This is a genomic window from Paenibacillus sp. GXUN7292 (assembly GCF_050864975.1).
Classification (GTDB): domain Bacteria; phylum Bacillota; class Bacilli; order Paenibacillales; family Paenibacillaceae; genus Pristimantibacillus.
Map to the genome: position 1 here is coordinate 57,788 of NZ_JBOZWO010000011.1, position 15,947 is coordinate 73,734.

General features: G+C 46.2%; 14 protein-coding genes. 11 read left to right on the top strand and 3 right to left on the bottom strand.

Annotated features, from left to right (window positions below; translation table 11 throughout):
* Nucleotides 1-26: 26 nt before the first annotated feature.
* From ACRRU2_RS11550 to ACRRU2_RS11560, 3 genes are all read right to left on the bottom strand, one after another.
* On the bottom strand, nucleotides 27-1,163 hold the full coding sequence (locus tag ACRRU2_RS11550) for a SpoIIE family protein phosphatase (RefSeq protein WP_432501699.1): 1,137 nt from the start codon (nucleotides 1,161-1,163) through the stop codon (nucleotides 27-29).
* Nucleotides 1,164-1,272: 109 nt separating this feature from the next.
* Nucleotides 1,273-1,671: a general stress protein gene (locus ACRRU2_RS11555; RefSeq protein ID WP_331700555.1), complete on the bottom strand. Its 399-nt coding sequence runs from the start codon at nucleotides 1,669-1,671 to the stop codon at nucleotides 1,273-1,275.
* Nucleotides 1,672-1,725: 54 nt separating this feature from the next.
* A complete protein-coding gene (locus tag ACRRU2_RS11560) occupies nucleotides 1,726-1,890 on the bottom strand; it encodes a DUF1328 domain-containing protein (protein ID WP_331700616.1) in 165 nt (54 codons plus the stop codon).
* Nucleotides 1,891-2,061: 171 nt separating this feature from the next.
* Between ACRRU2_RS11560 and ACRRU2_RS11565 the strand changes: the two genes are divergently transcribed.
* From ACRRU2_RS11565 to ACRRU2_RS11615, 11 genes are all read left to right on the top strand, one after another.
* Nucleotides 2,062-4,149 (top strand): HelD family protein, encoded by a 2,088-nt coding sequence (locus tag ACRRU2_RS11565; RefSeq protein ID WP_432501702.1) that lies wholly within the window; start codon nucleotides 2,062-2,064, stop codon nucleotides 4,147-4,149.
* A gap of 181 nt (nucleotides 4,150-4,330) precedes the next feature.
* Nucleotides 4,331-5,104: an HAD-IIA family hydrolase gene (locus tag ACRRU2_RS11570; protein ID WP_432501704.1), complete on the top strand. Its 774-nt coding sequence runs from the start codon at nucleotides 4,331-4,333 to the stop codon at nucleotides 5,102-5,104.
* 72 nt (nucleotides 5,105-5,176) lie between these two features.
* Entirely contained in the window at nucleotides 5,177-5,746 is a 570-nt protein-coding gene (locus ACRRU2_RS11575; protein WP_331700558.1) for a glycerol-3-phosphate responsive antiterminator, read from the top strand.
* A 15-nt stretch (nucleotides 5,747-5,761) separates the two neighbouring features.
* Nucleotides 5,762-6,529: an MgtC/SapB family protein gene (locus ACRRU2_RS11580; protein ID WP_432501707.1), complete on the top strand. Its 768-nt coding sequence runs from the start codon at nucleotides 5,762-5,764 to the stop codon at nucleotides 6,527-6,529.
* A gap of 289 nt (nucleotides 6,530-6,818) precedes the next feature.
* The gene (locus ACRRU2_RS11585; RefSeq protein WP_331700559.1) at nucleotides 6,819-8,153 is read left to right on the top strand and encodes an ABC transporter substrate-binding protein; all 1,335 of its coding nucleotides are present in this window, start codon (nucleotides 6,819-6,821) and stop codon (nucleotides 8,151-8,153) included.
* 130 nt (nucleotides 8,154-8,283) lie between these two features.
* Nucleotides 8,284-9,219, top strand: a complete 936-nt coding sequence (locus tag ACRRU2_RS11590; RefSeq protein ID WP_331700560.1) for a carbohydrate ABC transporter permease — start codon at nucleotides 8,284-8,286, stop codon at nucleotides 9,217-9,219.
* A gap of 72 nt (nucleotides 9,220-9,291) precedes the next feature.
* Complete coding sequence (locus tag ACRRU2_RS11595) at nucleotides 9,292-10,062, top strand: carbohydrate ABC transporter permease (RefSeq protein ID WP_331700618.1); 771 nt, start codon at nucleotides 9,292-9,294, stop codon at nucleotides 10,060-10,062.
* A 57-nt stretch (nucleotides 10,063-10,119) separates the two neighbouring features.
* Nucleotides 10,120-10,866, top strand: coding sequence for a glycerophosphodiester phosphodiesterase (locus tag ACRRU2_RS11600; RefSeq protein WP_331700561.1), 747 nt, complete (start codon nucleotides 10,120-10,122; stop codon nucleotides 10,864-10,866).
* Nucleotides 10,867-10,879: 13 nt separating this feature from the next.
* Nucleotides 10,880-12,025, top strand: coding sequence for a hypothetical protein (locus tag ACRRU2_RS11605; RefSeq protein ID WP_331700562.1), 1,146 nt, complete (start codon nucleotides 10,880-10,882; stop codon nucleotides 12,023-12,025).
* A gap of 119 nt (nucleotides 12,026-12,144) precedes the next feature.
* Complete coding sequence (locus ACRRU2_RS11610) at nucleotides 12,145-14,595, top strand: lamin tail domain-containing protein (RefSeq protein ID WP_331700563.1); 2,451 nt, start codon at nucleotides 12,145-12,147, stop codon at nucleotides 14,593-14,595.
* Nucleotides 14,596-14,852: 257 nt separating this feature from the next.
* Nucleotides 14,853-15,704: an alpha/beta fold hydrolase gene (locus ACRRU2_RS11615; RefSeq protein ID WP_432501712.1), complete on the top strand. Its 852-nt coding sequence runs from the start codon at nucleotides 14,853-14,855 to the stop codon at nucleotides 15,702-15,704.
* Nucleotides 15,705-15,947: the final 243 nt, after the last annotated feature.

The following is a 15,947-nucleotide window of genomic DNA, read 5'->3' on the forward strand; positions in this document are numbered from 1 at the left end:
AACAGCTTGGGCCAGAATAGACGGCATTATTTCGTTTCTATTTTTACTAAACAAATATCATCCTTTTGAATCGCATCGCTGTCTTGGGGCAAAAGCAGCCCGACGATGGCTGATGGCTCTAATTTGTACTTGTCATTCAGCAGCTCGGCCAGTTTTGCAGCAGGCATATCCTCGCGATGATTCATGTAATCGGTTAATCCGTCAGTGTATAAAATAATAGTAAGATCATCTTGATAATGAAGCGTTTGTTTTTCAACGGTCAAAGTTTGAAATAAGCCGATAGCTCCGCAGCCATGCTCCAGCAATGCCGCTTGCTGGTCGACATAGGCGATGCCTGAAGGATGGCCCGCATTGACGTATTCGATCTTTTTCTCTTTCGTATCGATAACCATATAGATGGCAGTAAAATAATAATTAATGAGCTCATCCTCCATATGCAGCTGGTTCATAGAATGATTCAGCTCGTGTATGGCCTGCTCAATATCTGATACGCGAGTAATCGTATCGCGGAGCATGGACGATATGTACATGCAGACCAGAGAAGCGGATATGCCGTGGCCCATCATATCCAGCAAAATAACGCCATAACGGTGCTGGTCAATACGATACCAGGCATAGAAATCGCCAGCAAGCTCAGAGGAAGGCTGGTATACTGCACGGATTGAAATATTGTCATCGTCAATCACCTTGCTAAGCACGCTGCGCTGAACCTGCTTGGCCAGCTCAAGCTTGTTTTTCATGCGCTGATCGCGTTCCTTGTGCCAATCAATTTCCTTCTTAAGCCGCAAGGAGGAGCGGATTCTCGCTAACAGCTCCATACGATTAATAGGCTTCATTACATAATCGCTTGCTCCAGCATCGAGAGCTTCCGCCATTTTGTTAGAGTCGCCGACAGCAGTGACAAAGATGATAGGGATATCCTTGAAGCGGCTGTCAGCCTGCAGTACTTTGCAAGTTTCCAGGCCGTCCATAACCGGCATCATCATATCCATTAAAATCAGCTCGGCATTTGGCTCCTTGACCAAGGTGCAATGCAAGCCTAGCAAATCAAACAGCTCTTGGGCAGAGGAGGCGAACTTTAAATCCGAATAGCCGGCTTTTGTAAGAATCGTTTTTATAATAAGCTGATTGGTTGCATTATCATCAACAACTATGATGCTCATTCGTTAGGCAGCCTCCTTGGCGAAGTTATATATACCTTTACTATAGCATACTGGAAAAACCTATCCCTAGGGATAGGCTTTTCCAAACTATAAAATCTGCAATCTGATTTTAATAGTAGGTGTAATAGTATATCGCCGGATCAAAGTCCTCGCCGTAGTATTCTTTACCGCTCCAGGCAATCACAAGCACCTTGTCCCGGTCCATTTCCGACTCCAGCCTTTCAGCGTCGTACTTGGAAATGCCCAGCGACCTCATTTTGGCGCGCAGCTCATCGCCGGTAGAGCGGAAGATATTAGCGATAGCTGTGCCGAAGCCTTCCTCGGCTACCCCGATTTTGGAAGCATCCGTCTTATCCACAATGCGGGAGGTTCTGTCTTTGTCATGGGTTAGTATAAAAATATTGTCATCGGGATACCCTTCATTTTGAAAATGCCTTACTTGATTTTGCACCTCTGTAATGCTGTCCACAATACGTACCTTAGTCGTTGAAAGATCTAATTTTTCCATGATAATTCCTCCTTAAATGTAATAAGCCTATTTGATAGGGCCATTGCAGCATTGTTATGTGGCTCGTCTTCTGCCAAGAATAAGGGAAGCGATAAATAAGATGACAAAAATAACAAATAATACCTTTGCTATCCCTGCCAGAGCCGATGCAATGCCCAGAAATCCGAAGATACCGGCAAAGATGGCTAATAAGAAGAATAAAAACGCCCAACCTAGCATCGTAATCACCTTTCTTTCTTGTTGACTGGCTTGAATATGTAATAACCCATTTCATTTATGTTGAAACAGCTGCATTTGGAAATAAATAAAAAAACAGCTTGATATTGCAGTTTTGCAAGCGCTGTGATATAGTATCTTTCCGTTTAAAATAAGAGATGGAGGGTAACTGACATGAATGATCAAAGTGCCTTTCAATACGAAGCAGAGCGTGTGCAGCAGGTGCTGAAGCATATCGATACGCAGCTTCGTGCGATTGGTCCCCGTTACAAGGGCGATGACTTTACAGAGCAAATGCTCGATTTGCAGCGCGAGCAGCGCAGAGAACGACTGGAAGTATCCCGCAAGGAGCCTTATTTCGGCCGATTGGATTTTGAACAATTGCCCAAGGGAAATCCGAAGCCGTTATATATTGGGAAAGCGGGAGTTGCGGATGAAGCAACGAAGGAGCTGCTGGTCATTGACTGGCGGGCGCCGGTGGCAAGCTTGTTTTACTCCTTCAGCGGGGGCGAGGCAGCTGTCCATTATGAATCGCCGGATGGCCTCGTAGAAGGAAATGTTCATTTAAAACGCAATCTGCTTGTGCGAGACAGCAATTTGGAACGTATTGTCGACAGCTATGTAAGAGGACAGGATGAAGAAACGGTAACCGATGAGTTTCTTTTGTATCGCCTTGGTGAAAACAAAGATAACCGGTTGCGTGATATTGTATCTACTATTCAGCAAGAGCAGGATCGCATTATACGATCGGAAAAAAATAAAGCCGTATTTATACAAGGGGTAGCGGGAAGCGGAAAAACGACGGTGGCGCTTCATAGACTGGCCTTTCTTTTGTATCAATATGCCGGCAGAATCAAAGCGGAGCGCATGGTTATTTTTGCGCCCAACCAAATGTTTCTCGATTATATTTCCGGCGTTTTGCCAGAGCTTGGCGTAGGCGATATTGCACAGACGACGTATGCGGAATGGGCAATTGGTCAACTGGAGAAGGCAGTCCGCATCGATGAATCGGCTGATGCCTTCGCTTATTGGTTCGAGCAGCCCCGCACGAAGGATGAAATGCTGCAGGCCTCGGGACGGTTAAAGGGCAGCGCAGCGTTTAGGCAAATGATTGATGATAAGCTTATGGAGCTGGAAAAACAGCTATTGCCTAATCAGCATTTTGAGCCGATCGATGGGATGCTGCTGCGTGCAGAAACGATTCGTGAATGGTTTGTAACGGACATTAGCGGCGATCCGCTGCTGCGCAGGCGTGAAAGAATAATTAGCAGAATCAAGCGCTGGTTTGAATCGGAGTGGAAGCTGAAGGGCATTGCCGACAGCAAGTTGAAAACAAAAGCGATGACGCGGCTTAGAGCGTATACGAAAAAAATCCCGGCGCTAACCGCGGTGCAAATCTATTCGGGCTTAATGGATGAGCAAGCTGTAATCGGCTTTTTGCCGGGGGAAGAGCGCGCAGCCGTTAAAAAAAGATTGAAGCAGGGGAAAGCTTCAGCCGATGATCTGGCGCCGCTTGTTTATATTAAGCTTCGCGTTGCCGGTTCAGATCAGCCGGCCTATGATCATATCGTTATTGATGAGGCTCAGGATTACTCGCCTTTTCAATTAGAAACTTTAAAGCTGGTGCAGCGCCGTCCTTCCATGACTATTCTTGGCGACTTGCAGCAGGGTATACACGGTTATACAGGCATTCATAGCTGGTCGGAGCTGCAAGCGTTGTTCGCGGAGGATGATTTCGGCTTTTTTGAGCTGAATCGCAGCTATCGCTCGACTATGGAAATTATCGAATTCGCCAACAGCATATTAAGAGGCATGGGCGATGGAGTAAAGCCTGCAGTGCCTGTATTCCGCAGCGGGGAGGAAGTAGAGGTGGAAGCCTGCGCTTCAAGCGACGAGCGCTTGGCAAGACTGTCAGACACAATTAAGCAATGGCAGGCGCAAAATATATATCGGACGATTGCTATACTTGGCCGTACAGAGCGGGCGTGCGAAAACATTGCCAAGACGCTGGCAGCGGCCGGAATAGAAGCTTCCTTAATACGCAGTAAGCAAGAAGCGTATAGCGGAGGGCTTACAATCGTGCCTGTTTATTTGGCAAAAGGGCTTGAATTCGATGCGGTCGTCATTGATGGGGCTGATCATCTGCAATATACGGCGGACGATGCCAAGCTGCTTTATGTCGGCTGTACAAGGGCGCTGCATCGGCTGAAGCTGCTCTATAATGGTGAAAAAACACAATTAATACAGCTAGCCAAGCATTGACAATTGATGCCACGACACCTATACTCAACTAAGAAAACCTAATACCAATTAGCGGTTAGGCAGAGTCAAAGGAGAACCTTACCCGCGAACATGTCCTTTTTCCATTAGGAGAGGTGTGTTTGCTGGTGAGGTTTTTTATGTTTCAGACAGCGAGAATAGAAAGCGAGAAGGGGAGAGACATATGAAAGGATTTATCTTTGATCTTGATGGAACAGTGTACTTGGGGGATAGGATGATCTCAGGAGCAGCTGAAACGATCCAGGCTTTGCGGGATAGAGGAGATAAGGTGCTGTTTTTGACCAATAAGCCAATCGCTACGCGGCAATCCTATGTTGATAAGCTGGTAGGCATGGGAGTGCCGGCGACATTAAGCGAGGTGCTTAATTCCTCTCAGCTGGTAGCGCTTTATTTGAAAGAGCATTTGAAGGAGGGAGAGAAGGTTCTAGTCATAGGCGAGGAGCCGATAAGAAAGGAGCTTCATGAGCATGGCATTGCAATAGTCGATGATAACAGCTGCGACGTGGATTATGTGGTGCTGTCGTGGGATCGCCAGTTCCATTATGACGATTTGAATGTGATGTACCAGGCAGTTGTCCGAGGGGCCAAGGTGCTTGCCTCCAATCCTGATTGCACCTGTCCTATGGAGGATGGGCAAATTCCGGATACAGGCACGCTTATTGCAGCACTGGAAGCGGCAACAGGCAAGCCGGTTGATCTTGTTGTCGGCAAGCCGTCAGCTATCGCTGCTGAGATCGCCATGAACTATTTGGGGCTGAAGGCAGAGGATTGCTACATGGTGGGCGATCGCCTGGAAACAGATGTGAAAATGGGCAATGATGCTGGCATGAATTCTGTTCTAGTATTGACAGGAGTGGCTACAAGAGAGATGGCAAATACATCTATACATAGTCCCAAATACATCATAAGTTCAATAGTGGATGTTGTCTCCTTATAAATCGAGAGCATGTTATACTGTTTAAGTATGACATAAAGATGTTAGCTGTAAGAGCTAGGAGGGAGATTTGTAATGTATCCAATTGTAGATTTAGTTGAGCATCAAACGATTGGCGCAGTTCAAGCAGAGGAAGACCTGGAGATTGCACTTAATGGGAAAGTGAACATTATATTTTTATTAATGGGGTCAATATTTAATGTCAAATCGATTATAGATCGCATAAAAGATGCTGGTAAGCATGCATTTTTGCATATGGAATTTATAGAAGGCATTGCCGCGGATCGCAGCGGCGTTGCCTATGTTGCCCAAAACATACGTCCTACAGGAATTATATCGACCAGAAGCAATTTAATCCGTGTCGCGAAAGAGATGGATCTCATGACGATTCAGCGTATTTTTCTTATTGACCGCAACGCAGTGGCGAAAGGGATCAAAGTTGTCGAGCAGACACAGCCGGATGCTGTTGAAATTATGCCCGGCGTGATGCCGCGTATTATTAGCGAAGTAACTAATCTCACACCGCTGCCTATTATAGCCGGCGGTCTAATCGACAACCAACAGGAAATTGATAATGCGCTGAAAGCAGGAGCTCTCGCGGTTTCTGTAGGCAACAGTAAGTTTTGGGGAGCAGATCTCAAATAAAGGTAGTGAAGCTTCTTGAAATTAATACCGATGGATGTTTGGCATATCTCATATCTTGATTTAACGTTACGCTTTATTGTTTCCGCTGTTTTAGGCGGTTTTATTGGATTTGAACGGGAGTGGAGAAATCATCCGGCAGGTCTTCGAACACATATACTTGTATGTGTCGGGTCTACTGCTATTATGCTTTTATCTATTTATGGATTCTCAGAGTTTGTTGATGAAGTGAATGTTCGTGTTGACCCTGCGCGTCTAGCTGCGCAAGTGATTAGCGGTATCGGCTTCTTGGGCGCAGGCGCCATTATGCGTTCGGGGCTTACCGTATCAGGCTTGACAACTGCAGCCTCGATCTGGGTTGTAGCGGCTATCGGCCTATGTGTGGGAGCAGGCTTTTTTTATGTGGCAGTTATGGCTACGATCGCTGTGCTTATAAGCCTGGTTGTTCTTCATAAATGGGAAAATTATTTGATGCGCCATCGTCGCCGTCATGAAATATCTATGAAAATTGTAGATGAGCCGGGTAACCTCGCGCAAATTACAGCTGTTTTTGCCGATCAGGGCGTGCAAATTCAAAATCTTAGAATGCATGCGGTGGAAGGCGGAGAAGAAGGGGAAAGCCCGATTATGGAGCTGCATTGCACATTAAAGTCAGCTCATCCTGAACGGTTAAAGCGTTCGCTTAACAGCATTTTTTCAATGAAAGGCGTTATATCGGTTGAAACGGATCATATGGATCAGCTTGCTAAAAAAATGAAGAAATCAAGTGATCGCCTATCTGTCTAAGCACCAAAATAAAGTTTATTGCTTGACAACAAATTGTCGGTGTGATTTACTTAACATGAAAGCGTTTTAGGTTTTTCCTTTAATTGAATAGTGGTTTTGGGTGGAGATGACGAGATAACCCGAGAGTACCGCTTATGCTGATGGACTATGTACATAGTGCCATGAGCTTTGCGTATTCTCGGTTTTTTTATTGCCTTTTTTCGGAAAAGGCACGGAAATCTGTGCAAACTGTCACATTCAATTAAGGGATATGCTTTATCAATTTATTCAAACGAGGGGGAACTAGTAAGTGAAATTAAATAAGTGGGTTAAAACATTAACGGCATCGACCATGATTCTAGCTTTAGTTGCAGGCTGCGGTTCCAATTCAGGCTCAGGCGGCAACACGCCTAATACCGGGTCTGGCGGCAATAATGCAAGCACGCCGCCGGAGGAGCAAAAGCCGATCACGATTCAGTACTGGCATGCTCATCCCGATACACAGACAGAAGGCCTGGATTATATAATCGAGGAATTCAAGAAGGTAGAGCCAAACATTACGATCGAGCCTGTCTACCAGGGCTCATACGACGATCTAGCTCAAAAGCTGCTTGCTGCAGTATCTGCTAAACAAGTTCCTGCGGTAACAAATGTTGAGGTTGCATCAGTACCTGTTTTTGCCAGAGACGGTATTTTTGAAGATCTTACGTCCTACATTGAGCGCGATAAGCTGGACGTAGCTGATTTCTCCGAAGGTATGCTGAAGGCCTACGCTTACGAAGGCACACAATTTGGCTTCCCGCTAATCGTAAGTACAAGCGTAATGATTTACAACAAAACGTTGCTGGATTCCCTTAATGTACAGCCGCCTCAAACATGGGATGAGATGGATGACTATATTAGCAAGACAGCAATCGTTAAAGATGGCAAAACGGAGCGCTATGCATTCTCCGTTCCAGGCTGGGATGTATGGTATTACGATCCTTGGATGATTAACGGCGGCGGTTCTATTCTGAATGAGGATATGACAAAGGCAACGATTGATACAGAAGACAGCCTTCGTTATATTAAAAACTTTGAAAAATGGTTCAAAGACGGCGTAATGCAAATCGGCTACGGCAAAGGCGCTTCCGATACGATGCGTCAGCTATTCCTGCAAGGACAAGTAGCTATGGTTCAGCACTCCTCTGCTATTATTAAAACTTATGTAGAAAATGCAGACTTTGAGGTAGGCGTATCTTTCGTGCCAGGCGATAAGAAGCGCATTTCGAATATCGGCGGAGCAGGTATCGTTATGATGGCACAAGCTAAAAAAGAGGAAAAAGAAGCAGCATGGAAATTTATGAAGTTTATTACGGGTGCAGAGCACAATCTGCAATGGGCTGAAAAAGTAGGCTACCTGCCGACTCACAAATCAGTCATCGATACAGAAGAAGGCCGCGCTTATCAAGAAAGATGGCCACAGTACAAAGCGGTGCTAGAAAACTTTGATAACGTTACGCCGCGTTTGCAGCATCCAGTATACCCTGAATTTAGAAATAAATATAAGGATGCCGTTGGAGAAATGGTATTGAATGGCGCAGATGCGGTATCCGCAATGCAAAAAGCCGCCAAAGAAATTGATGAAATTTTGGCTGATCAATAATAATGCAGCTGCTTCATGTTGTAGGTGTGAGATCATTCACACCTACAACCGTTTTTTTGAAATATAAGGCTTTAAAATATAGCAAGCTTTGCTAGCTAGCGGATTATTTTAATAGAGATGAGGTTTTTGTATGAAAGCAGAGAGCAGCCCTCCACAAGTAGTACCGGTTACAAAAACCAAGCGTACTTATTCTAGATTAAAAGAAAAATGGAAAGATTTCGGATTTGCCGCACCAGCCATTTTTTTGTTAACGACATTCGTATTTTATCCTCTAGTTTATTCTGTATATTTGAGTTTTACGAATTGGAATATGATCAAGCCGAACAAGGATTATGTCGGCGTTGATAACTATACAAAAATATTAACGGGCGAAATGTTTGCAAAGGTAATGAAGGTAACCGTCAGCTTTACCCTTATTGATGTATTTTTCACCTTGCTTATTGGGTTAGGCTTGGCATTGCTGTTTAACGTATCTACTAGATTTTTCAACTTTCTGCGTATGATCGTTTTCATGCCATATTATATTTCCATGGTTATCGCATCGATGGTATTTCTATGGATCTACAACGAGCGTTTTGGTCTGGCAAATGCATTTATGAATTGGATCGGCCTGGACCCTGTCAATTGGCTGACGAATACGAGTACAGCGCTCGGGGCCGTAGTCACAGTCTCTTTATGGAAGGGCGTCGGCTTTGCGATGATCATCTTTATTGGCGGCTTGCGCGGTATTCCAAAAGATTACTATGAAGCATCCAATATTGACGGTGCAGGCAAGTTCAAGCAATTCCGTTATATTACATTGCCGCTGCTGTCTCCTATTACGCTGTTCCTAGTCGTAACTAACTTTATTTCATCTATGCAGGTGTTCCAATCGATCAAGATTATGACAGCCGGAGGACCGCTGAACTCTACCAAAGCAGTTGTTTATTGGATTTACGAGATGGCCTTCCAGGATTACAGAACAGGAAGAGCCTCCGCCCTTATTGTTATTTTCTTTATAATCATTATTGCGCTTACAGCGTTGCAGTTTGCCGTATCAAAGAAGAAAGTTCATTACGAAGGATAGGGGGAACAGAAAGTGGCGAAATCATTTTTTAAAGGTTCACGTATCATAGCTGCAATAGCAGTAACCGCGATTATGTTTTTCCCTGTCTATTGGCTATTAATTACCTCGTTCAAATCATCATTTGAGCTAAGGCTGGCTTCGCCTTCCTTTTGGCCGGAGAAATTTTTGTGGAGAAACTATATAGAGGCTTGGAATTCAGCGAGATTCGATCGCTATTTGCTTAATACGATTATAAAGACGTCAGGCATACTTATTCTTCAAATGAACATTACGCTTTGGGGAGCATTCGCGTTTGCTAAAGGAAATTTTTGGGGAAGAGATAAGTTTTTCTTATTCGTACTGGCGGCGCTTATCGTTCCGACCCAGGTTACGTTCGTACCGATCTATGTCATGCTTTCAAAGCTGAATTGGATTGATACCTTTTATGCTTTAATTATTCCGCATGGCGCTTCGGCTTACGCTATCTTTTTGCTAAGACAGTCCTTTAAGTCGATTAATGATAATGTTCTTGAAGCTGCACGAGTGGACGGCGCAGGACGGTTTACAATTTTGTACCGTATTCTGTCACCGATGGCTTACCCGACTATTGCAACACTTACGGTATTAACCTTCATTAGCAGCTGGAATGAATACTTCTGGCCGCTTGTTATGACGAATACAGAGAAAATGCGTGTATTAACTTTGGGAATTGCCTCTATGCGCGATGCCATTGCAGGTGACGAAGCACTTACATTCCATCTGCTTAGCGCGGCGAGTATTATGGTCATTATCCCAATCATACTGGTATTTTTCTTTGCACAGAAGCATATTGTATCCGCCATGTCGAATTCCACTTTCAAATAGAGCTATTCAACTATAGAGAGAGCAGCTCCAATATACAAGTACTTAGGAGGATTGAGGATGGAACTTACGAAACCGCTAATTATTGCACATCGAGGCAGCGCTGGCGAGGCGCCAGAAAATACAATGGCCGCTTTTAAGCTTGCGCTTGAGCAGCAATGCGATGCCATCGAGCTAGATGTTCACTTATCCAAGGATGGAAAAATTATTGTGTGCCACGATGCGACGGTTGACCGTACGACGAATGGCAAAGGGCATATTCATGAAATGACGGTAGACCAAATTAAAGCGCTGGATGCTGGCAGCTGGTTTGACGCGAAGTACGCAGGCGAGCAAATTCCATTGCTGGAGGAAGTGTTTGATCTGGTTCCTCCTCACATTATGATCAACGTCGAAGTCAAGTACCCGTACGGCCATGAAATTGAAGCGAAGCTGATCCAATTGATGCGCGAGAAAAACCGTGTTGACAATGTTGTTGTATCCTCCTTTGATTTCAAGAGCCTGCTAGTGCTTAAAGGGCTGGAGCCGGAAGTGAAGATTGGCCTGCTCTATAACGTGAATTTTGTCAGACACCGCGATGCGGCTGTTATTATGCAGGTTCCGGTGTATTCCTTGCATCCGAATATGAAACGGATCAGCAAGGAGGACGTTGCTGACGCCAAAAGCCATGGACTGCATGTCTATCCGTATACGATTAATACGGAAAAGGATATGAGAAAGGCGATCAACTGCAAAGTTTCAGGCATCATTACAGATTACCCTGCCGTACTTAGAAAGGTGCTGGAGGAAGAAAAGCAACTGCAATAGGAGGTTACAGCCATTGCTGCGTAAACTTATGATGGCTTCAGGCACAGCTTTGTTTCTGCTCGTTGCAGCTGCCTGCGGCTCATCGACTACTGGTGAAGAAGCGGAGCCGAGCGCAACAGTGCCGGCAGCTGAGGAAAGCAATCCGAGTACAGAACAGCCGAAAGTGGATAAAACGAGTAAAAATATTACTCAGGTGGAGGCTAACATTAAGTTCCAGCTCGATAAGCCGGAGTTTAAGCAGCTTCTTGATATTATGCAGCCGGGACCGGTTATTCCCGGTCTGGAGCTGGATCTTGTGCCGCAAGGGCTGGATTATATAAAGGAAAAGGATTGGTTCATCGTATCGCATTATCGTGCGGCTGGCGGAGCTTCCGTATTATCGTTGCTCGATGCTGATTCTGGCGATATGGTGAAGTACTTTCATTTGAATAAGGAAGATGGAAGCGTCTATGCAGGCCATGCGGGCGGAGTAGCTGTCAGCAAGCAGCATGCGTGGGTTTCGTCGGACAAGCATCTTTATCAAATTAAGCTTGAAGATATTTATAATGGTGATTCCAATGCCAAGCTGAAATTTTCCGATCGTATCGAAACGGACACTCGCGCTTCCTTTAATGCCTATGCGGATGGCGTGTTGTGGGTTGGGGAATTTGCCCATGGCCTAGATTATCCTACAAATATAGAGCATCGTCTAATGAATCGGGCCGGTGAGGAGTATAATGCCTGGATTATGGGTTACAAGCTGGATGAAGAGACGGATACCCTACCTCAGGAGCGGCTTGACCAGCGCCCGGCGCGGCCGGATTATATTTTATCCGTAGCTGATCGCATGCAGGGTGTCGAGCTGCTTGAGGATCAAATTATTTTAAGCCAATCGTTTGGCAGAAACAATAGCAGTGAATTGCATTTTCACGAAAATGTGCTGCTGGAAAAACCGCATCAGCACGTCACGATAGACGGCGTGGAGGTTCCGGTGTGGTTTTTGGATAAGGAAAATATGATCCAGAAGCTGGAAGGGCCGCCGATGTCAGAAAGCGCCATTGTGAAGGATCAAACGCTGTATGTCCTGTTTGAATCTGCAGCAGATAATTACCGCGACTCGGGAAGTTATCCGCTCGACCGCATTCAATATGTGGAGCTTGACAAGCTGCCAGCCAAGTAGGGCGGCTAGTGTGAGGGAATGGCTGATTTCATTAGCGTTCCCTCATTTCAATAGAGAGGGGGGATGCCGGGCTCTATGATCAGGCGGTAAAAATAATAAGTGCAAATAAGGAGGATGTTATGAGAAAAACCTTGAGAAAAATGGTCGCTGCTGTACTGATGGTCTGTTTATGTTCGATTTATTTTCAAGGAGCGGCAGCTGCGAGGGCTGAAGCTAATTCATCCAATCCAGGAATAGTTATTAGTGAAATTGTCGCTAAATCAAGCGGCAGTGGACAGCTGTATGAATACGTCGAAATCTATAACATGTCGGATGCGCCAATTGATCTTTCAGGTTATCATCTGCTTTATTACACATCGAATTTTGATAGCGCTGCCAATCGCTGGCCTATAGGTAAAACGATTGCCCCTAACAGCACGCTTGTGCTGTGGCTGCAAAAATATAATGTTTCCCCTAAACCTACGCTTGCTATGTTTAACCAAAATTATGGCGTCAGCCTGTCTGCTTCGCAAGTGGTCGAAGTATCGCTTACAACAGCAGCGCAAGGGCTGCATGATACATCCAAGCGGAGAGTGGGCATAGAAAATGCAGCTGGCAGTCTCGTAGCAGCAGCTTATTTCAATGATGCAGGCGTAGACGGCATTACCGATCGCAGCGTTATATATGGTCCTCCTGCAAGTGGAGTGGATGCTGTACGAATTGCCAATGATCAGGAAGCGACTCCTGGCAGCATCGTGCCTGGACAATTTGACAGCACATCGCCTATCCCGTCAGCATTGCCGAAATTGCTTATTACGGAGCTGGTTCAGGATACTGATAATTATGCGGGCTTTGATGCTTTTGAATATGTCGAGCTGTATAATACGACGGCTTTGCCTATTTCCTTGGAAAATTACAAGCTCAGCCTGCTAAGCGGCAGCAATGCGCTGAAGTGGGAGCAGGCAATCGGTGCCGGCGCAGTAATCGAGCCTTACAGCACATTTGTTATATGGACGCATGTAGTAGAGATTGATCCCATTATAGTAGAAGGATTTAATAGCTATTATTATGACTCTTATCAGCTTAAGTGGCTGAGCGGCAGTGAGCTGTACCGCATGGGGGGAGTCGGCGGCTTAGTCAATACGAGCAAGCATATTGTGACGCTTGCCGATCCACAGGGCGGGGAGGTTGTCCGCGCATCCTATAATGACACCGTAAAGGATGTTGCACTAGGAACATCGACCTCGTACAGCTATCCTGTCGACGGGTCGAAGCTGATGCGCAAAACAGGCGTGGCACAAACACCTACGCCGGGCTGGATTCATGCTGGGCAGGTGCCTGCGAAACCGAAGCAGGACGCAATTCCTCCAGCTATGCCGCAAGGCCTGCAGGCGATAGCGGGTGACGGCTTTGTACAGCTGAATTGGCTGCCTAACGCGGAGTCTGATCTGGACAGCTACCGCATTTACAAAGACGGTGCGCTGGAATGGAGTGTGCCGGCCGCACAGCAGGAGGCCGTTATATCTCAGCTATGGGGCAATGTCAGCGTCAGCCTTGCGGTCACGGCAGTGGATACGTCAGGCAATGAGTCCCAGCAGTCTGTAATCTCCGCAACACCGGGCCATCAGATTTTGACACAGCAAACGGTTGGCTCCAGCGTGCCGGGTGCCATGTTTGACCAGTTCTGGCAAGTGAGCGAGGAGGGGGCTTTAATTCCAGGCCTCCATCAGGATATTGTACCGCAAGGCATTGCCTATGATGCGGACAATGACTGGTTTATCATGTCCGCCTATATGCGCGACAAGCGACCGAGCAGCTTATCTGTTATCGATGCAAGCAATGGCCAGCTGATTAAATCAGTTCTGCTTAATAATGATGATGGCACGCCGTATGTTGGCCATGCGGGCGGCGTTACGGTATCCAAGCATAATATTTGGGTGTCATCGGGCGAATATTTGCACCGCTTGCCGAAGGATGCGCTGGAGCAGGCTGCCGATAATGATGAGCTTGCATTCAGCGATAAGTTTTTAACGCCTACACGCGGCTCTTCTGCGACCTATCATAATGGCGTTTTGTGGGCCGGTGAGTTTTATGCCAGCAGCAGCCCGACTGATCCGAGCCATGCGATGGTGAATCGGGATGGCAATACGTATAATGCCTGGCTGGCAGGCTATGAGCTTGACCCTATTACCGACCTGCCTGTCAACACTGCCGTGCCAAGCTACATTTTGAGTATTGCGGATAGTGTACAGGGAGCAACTTTTACGGATGATTATGTCATTACAAGCCAGTCCTATAACCGTTACGCGGATAGCCATCTGACGCGGTATAATAATCCGCTTGCGACTGCGCCGCATACGACAGTTATGTATAATGGCGTCTCTGTGCCGGTATGGTTCCTCGATAACCAGGAGCGGGCATCGGGCAACAGCTTGCTTCATTTGCCTGCCATGTCCGAAGGTGTCATTGCGGTTGGCGATGATGTGTATGTATTGTTTGAATCAGGTGCGACCCGCTATCGCTATACGACTACATTTGTAAGTGATCATATTCGAAAAGTAAGCCTGCCATTGTGGGAAGGTTTGCAATAAATATTGACAACTATAGCAGTGATAATGACCGATTTCTATAGCAGTGATAATGACCGATTGCCCTCATTTATGGGGGGGGATCGGTCTTTTTTTTGAGCAATGGTACATCCTTAGCCGGGGACATGCAGCGTCACTACTTGTGGCATCTGTTGCAGGCTCGAAACGGTCGATTCATCAGAACTTATGTTTCAAAGGCGAAAATATAGTTTACAAAATAGAAAGCCGCAATTCAAACTAATTAAGGCAGGTGTTTCACAATGAAAAAGCATATAGCAAGTGTCAACGGAAATGATTTGGTCTATGAAGAATGCGGAGAGAGCAGCAGGCGCGTTATCATTTTGCTTCATGGCTTCTGCGGCTCATCTCATTACTGGCACAAGGTTTGTCCGCTGCTAAGCGATAAGTATCGCATTATTATGCCACAATTGCGCGGACATGGGGGCTCATATGCACCTGATGGCGATTATTCTATTGAAGCAATGGCAGATGATATATATAAACTGATGGTAAAGCTGGAATTGGATAAAGTCGTTATGTTCGGCCATTCGCTGGGGGGATATGTTTCGCTCGCATTTGCAGAGAAGTATAAGGAGAGACTGCTGGGTCTAGGCCTTATTCATTCAACCGCTTTGCCGGATACAGAGGAGACGAAGGAAAAAAGACGCCATGATATTGACGATATTTCAGCTAACGGTATTAACAGCTATGTGGAGAAGCTTGTTCCGAAGCTGTTTACAGAGTCTAAGAAGCAGAACATGCAGGAGGACATCCAGCATATCGTTCATATTGGCCTTCATATGAATCAGGAAGGAGCCATTGGGGCACTGCAAGCGATGATGAATCGGCCGGACCGCAGCCATGTGCTGGCTGAAGCGGATTATCCGATTCTGCTCGTAGCCGGTGCTGAGGATGATGTCATATCGCCGCTCGACTCCTTCACTATTACTTGCAAAGGCGTGGCAGACTCCACCTTCGGCTATCCGCATATACTGGAGAACACGTTTGAAGACGTGTCGCATATGAGCCTGGTAGAAGTGCCGAATCAGCTCTCTCGCGTAATCGCTAACTACTTGAAGATTGTGTACGAGAAAGCAGAGCTGCGGGCGTAATGGAAAAGCAGAGCTGTGCGTGTAACGAAGCGGAGATGCGAGTGTAATGGAAAGCAGGGCCGCGAGCGTAGCGGAAAAGCAGAGCTGTGAGCGTAATGGAAAAAGCGGGGGAGCGCATGCTCCCCCGCTAAGTCTGTTGAGCTTCAACAGACCTAATCCGCGATGAATCTCCAGTTTCACTAGCCTAGCTGGTCAGACGTTCCGCTATTACGTCCAAAATCGCTGTTTTGAGGCAGCAAAGTG

Bases quoted from the DNA above. Each gene is read 5' to 3' on its own strand.
- ACRRU2_RS11550 (WP_432501699.1), bottom strand. From the start codon at position 1,163: ATGAGCATCATAGTTGTTGATGATAATGCAACCAATCAGCTTATTATA.
- ACRRU2_RS11555 (WP_331700555.1), bottom strand. From the start codon at position 1,671: ATGGAAAAATTAGATCTTTCAACGACTAAGGTACGTATTGTGGACAGC.
- ACRRU2_RS11560 (WP_331700616.1), bottom strand. From the start codon at position 1,890: ATGCTAGGTTGGGCGTTTTTATTCTTCTTATTAGCCATCTTTGCCGGT.
- ACRRU2_RS11565 (WP_432501702.1), top strand. From the start codon at position 2,062: ATGAATGATCAAAGTGCCTTTCAATACGAAGCAGAGCGTGTGCAGCAG.
- ACRRU2_RS11570 (WP_432501704.1), top strand. From the start codon at position 4,331: ATGAAAGGATTTATCTTTGATCTTGATGGAACAGTGTACTTGGGGGAT.
- ACRRU2_RS11575 (WP_331700558.1), top strand. From the start codon at position 5,177: ATGTATCCAATTGTAGATTTAGTTGAGCATCAAACGATTGGCGCAGTT.
- ACRRU2_RS11590 (WP_331700560.1), top strand. From the start codon at position 8,284: ATGAAAGCAGAGAGCAGCCCTCCACAAGTAGTACCGGTTACAAAAACC.
- ACRRU2_RS11595 (WP_331700618.1), top strand. From the start codon at position 9,292: ATGTTTTTCCCTGTCTATTGGCTATTAATTACCTCGTTCAAATCATCA.
- ACRRU2_RS11600 (WP_331700561.1), top strand. From the start codon at position 10,120: ATGGAACTTACGAAACCGCTAATTATTGCACATCGAGGCAGCGCTGGC.
- ACRRU2_RS11610 (WP_331700563.1), top strand. From the start codon at position 12,145: ATGAGAAAAACCTTGAGAAAAATGGTCGCTGCTGTACTGATGGTCTGT.
- ACRRU2_RS11615 (WP_432501712.1), top strand. From the start codon at position 14,853: ATGAAAAAGCATATAGCAAGTGTCAACGGAAATGATTTGGTCTATGAA.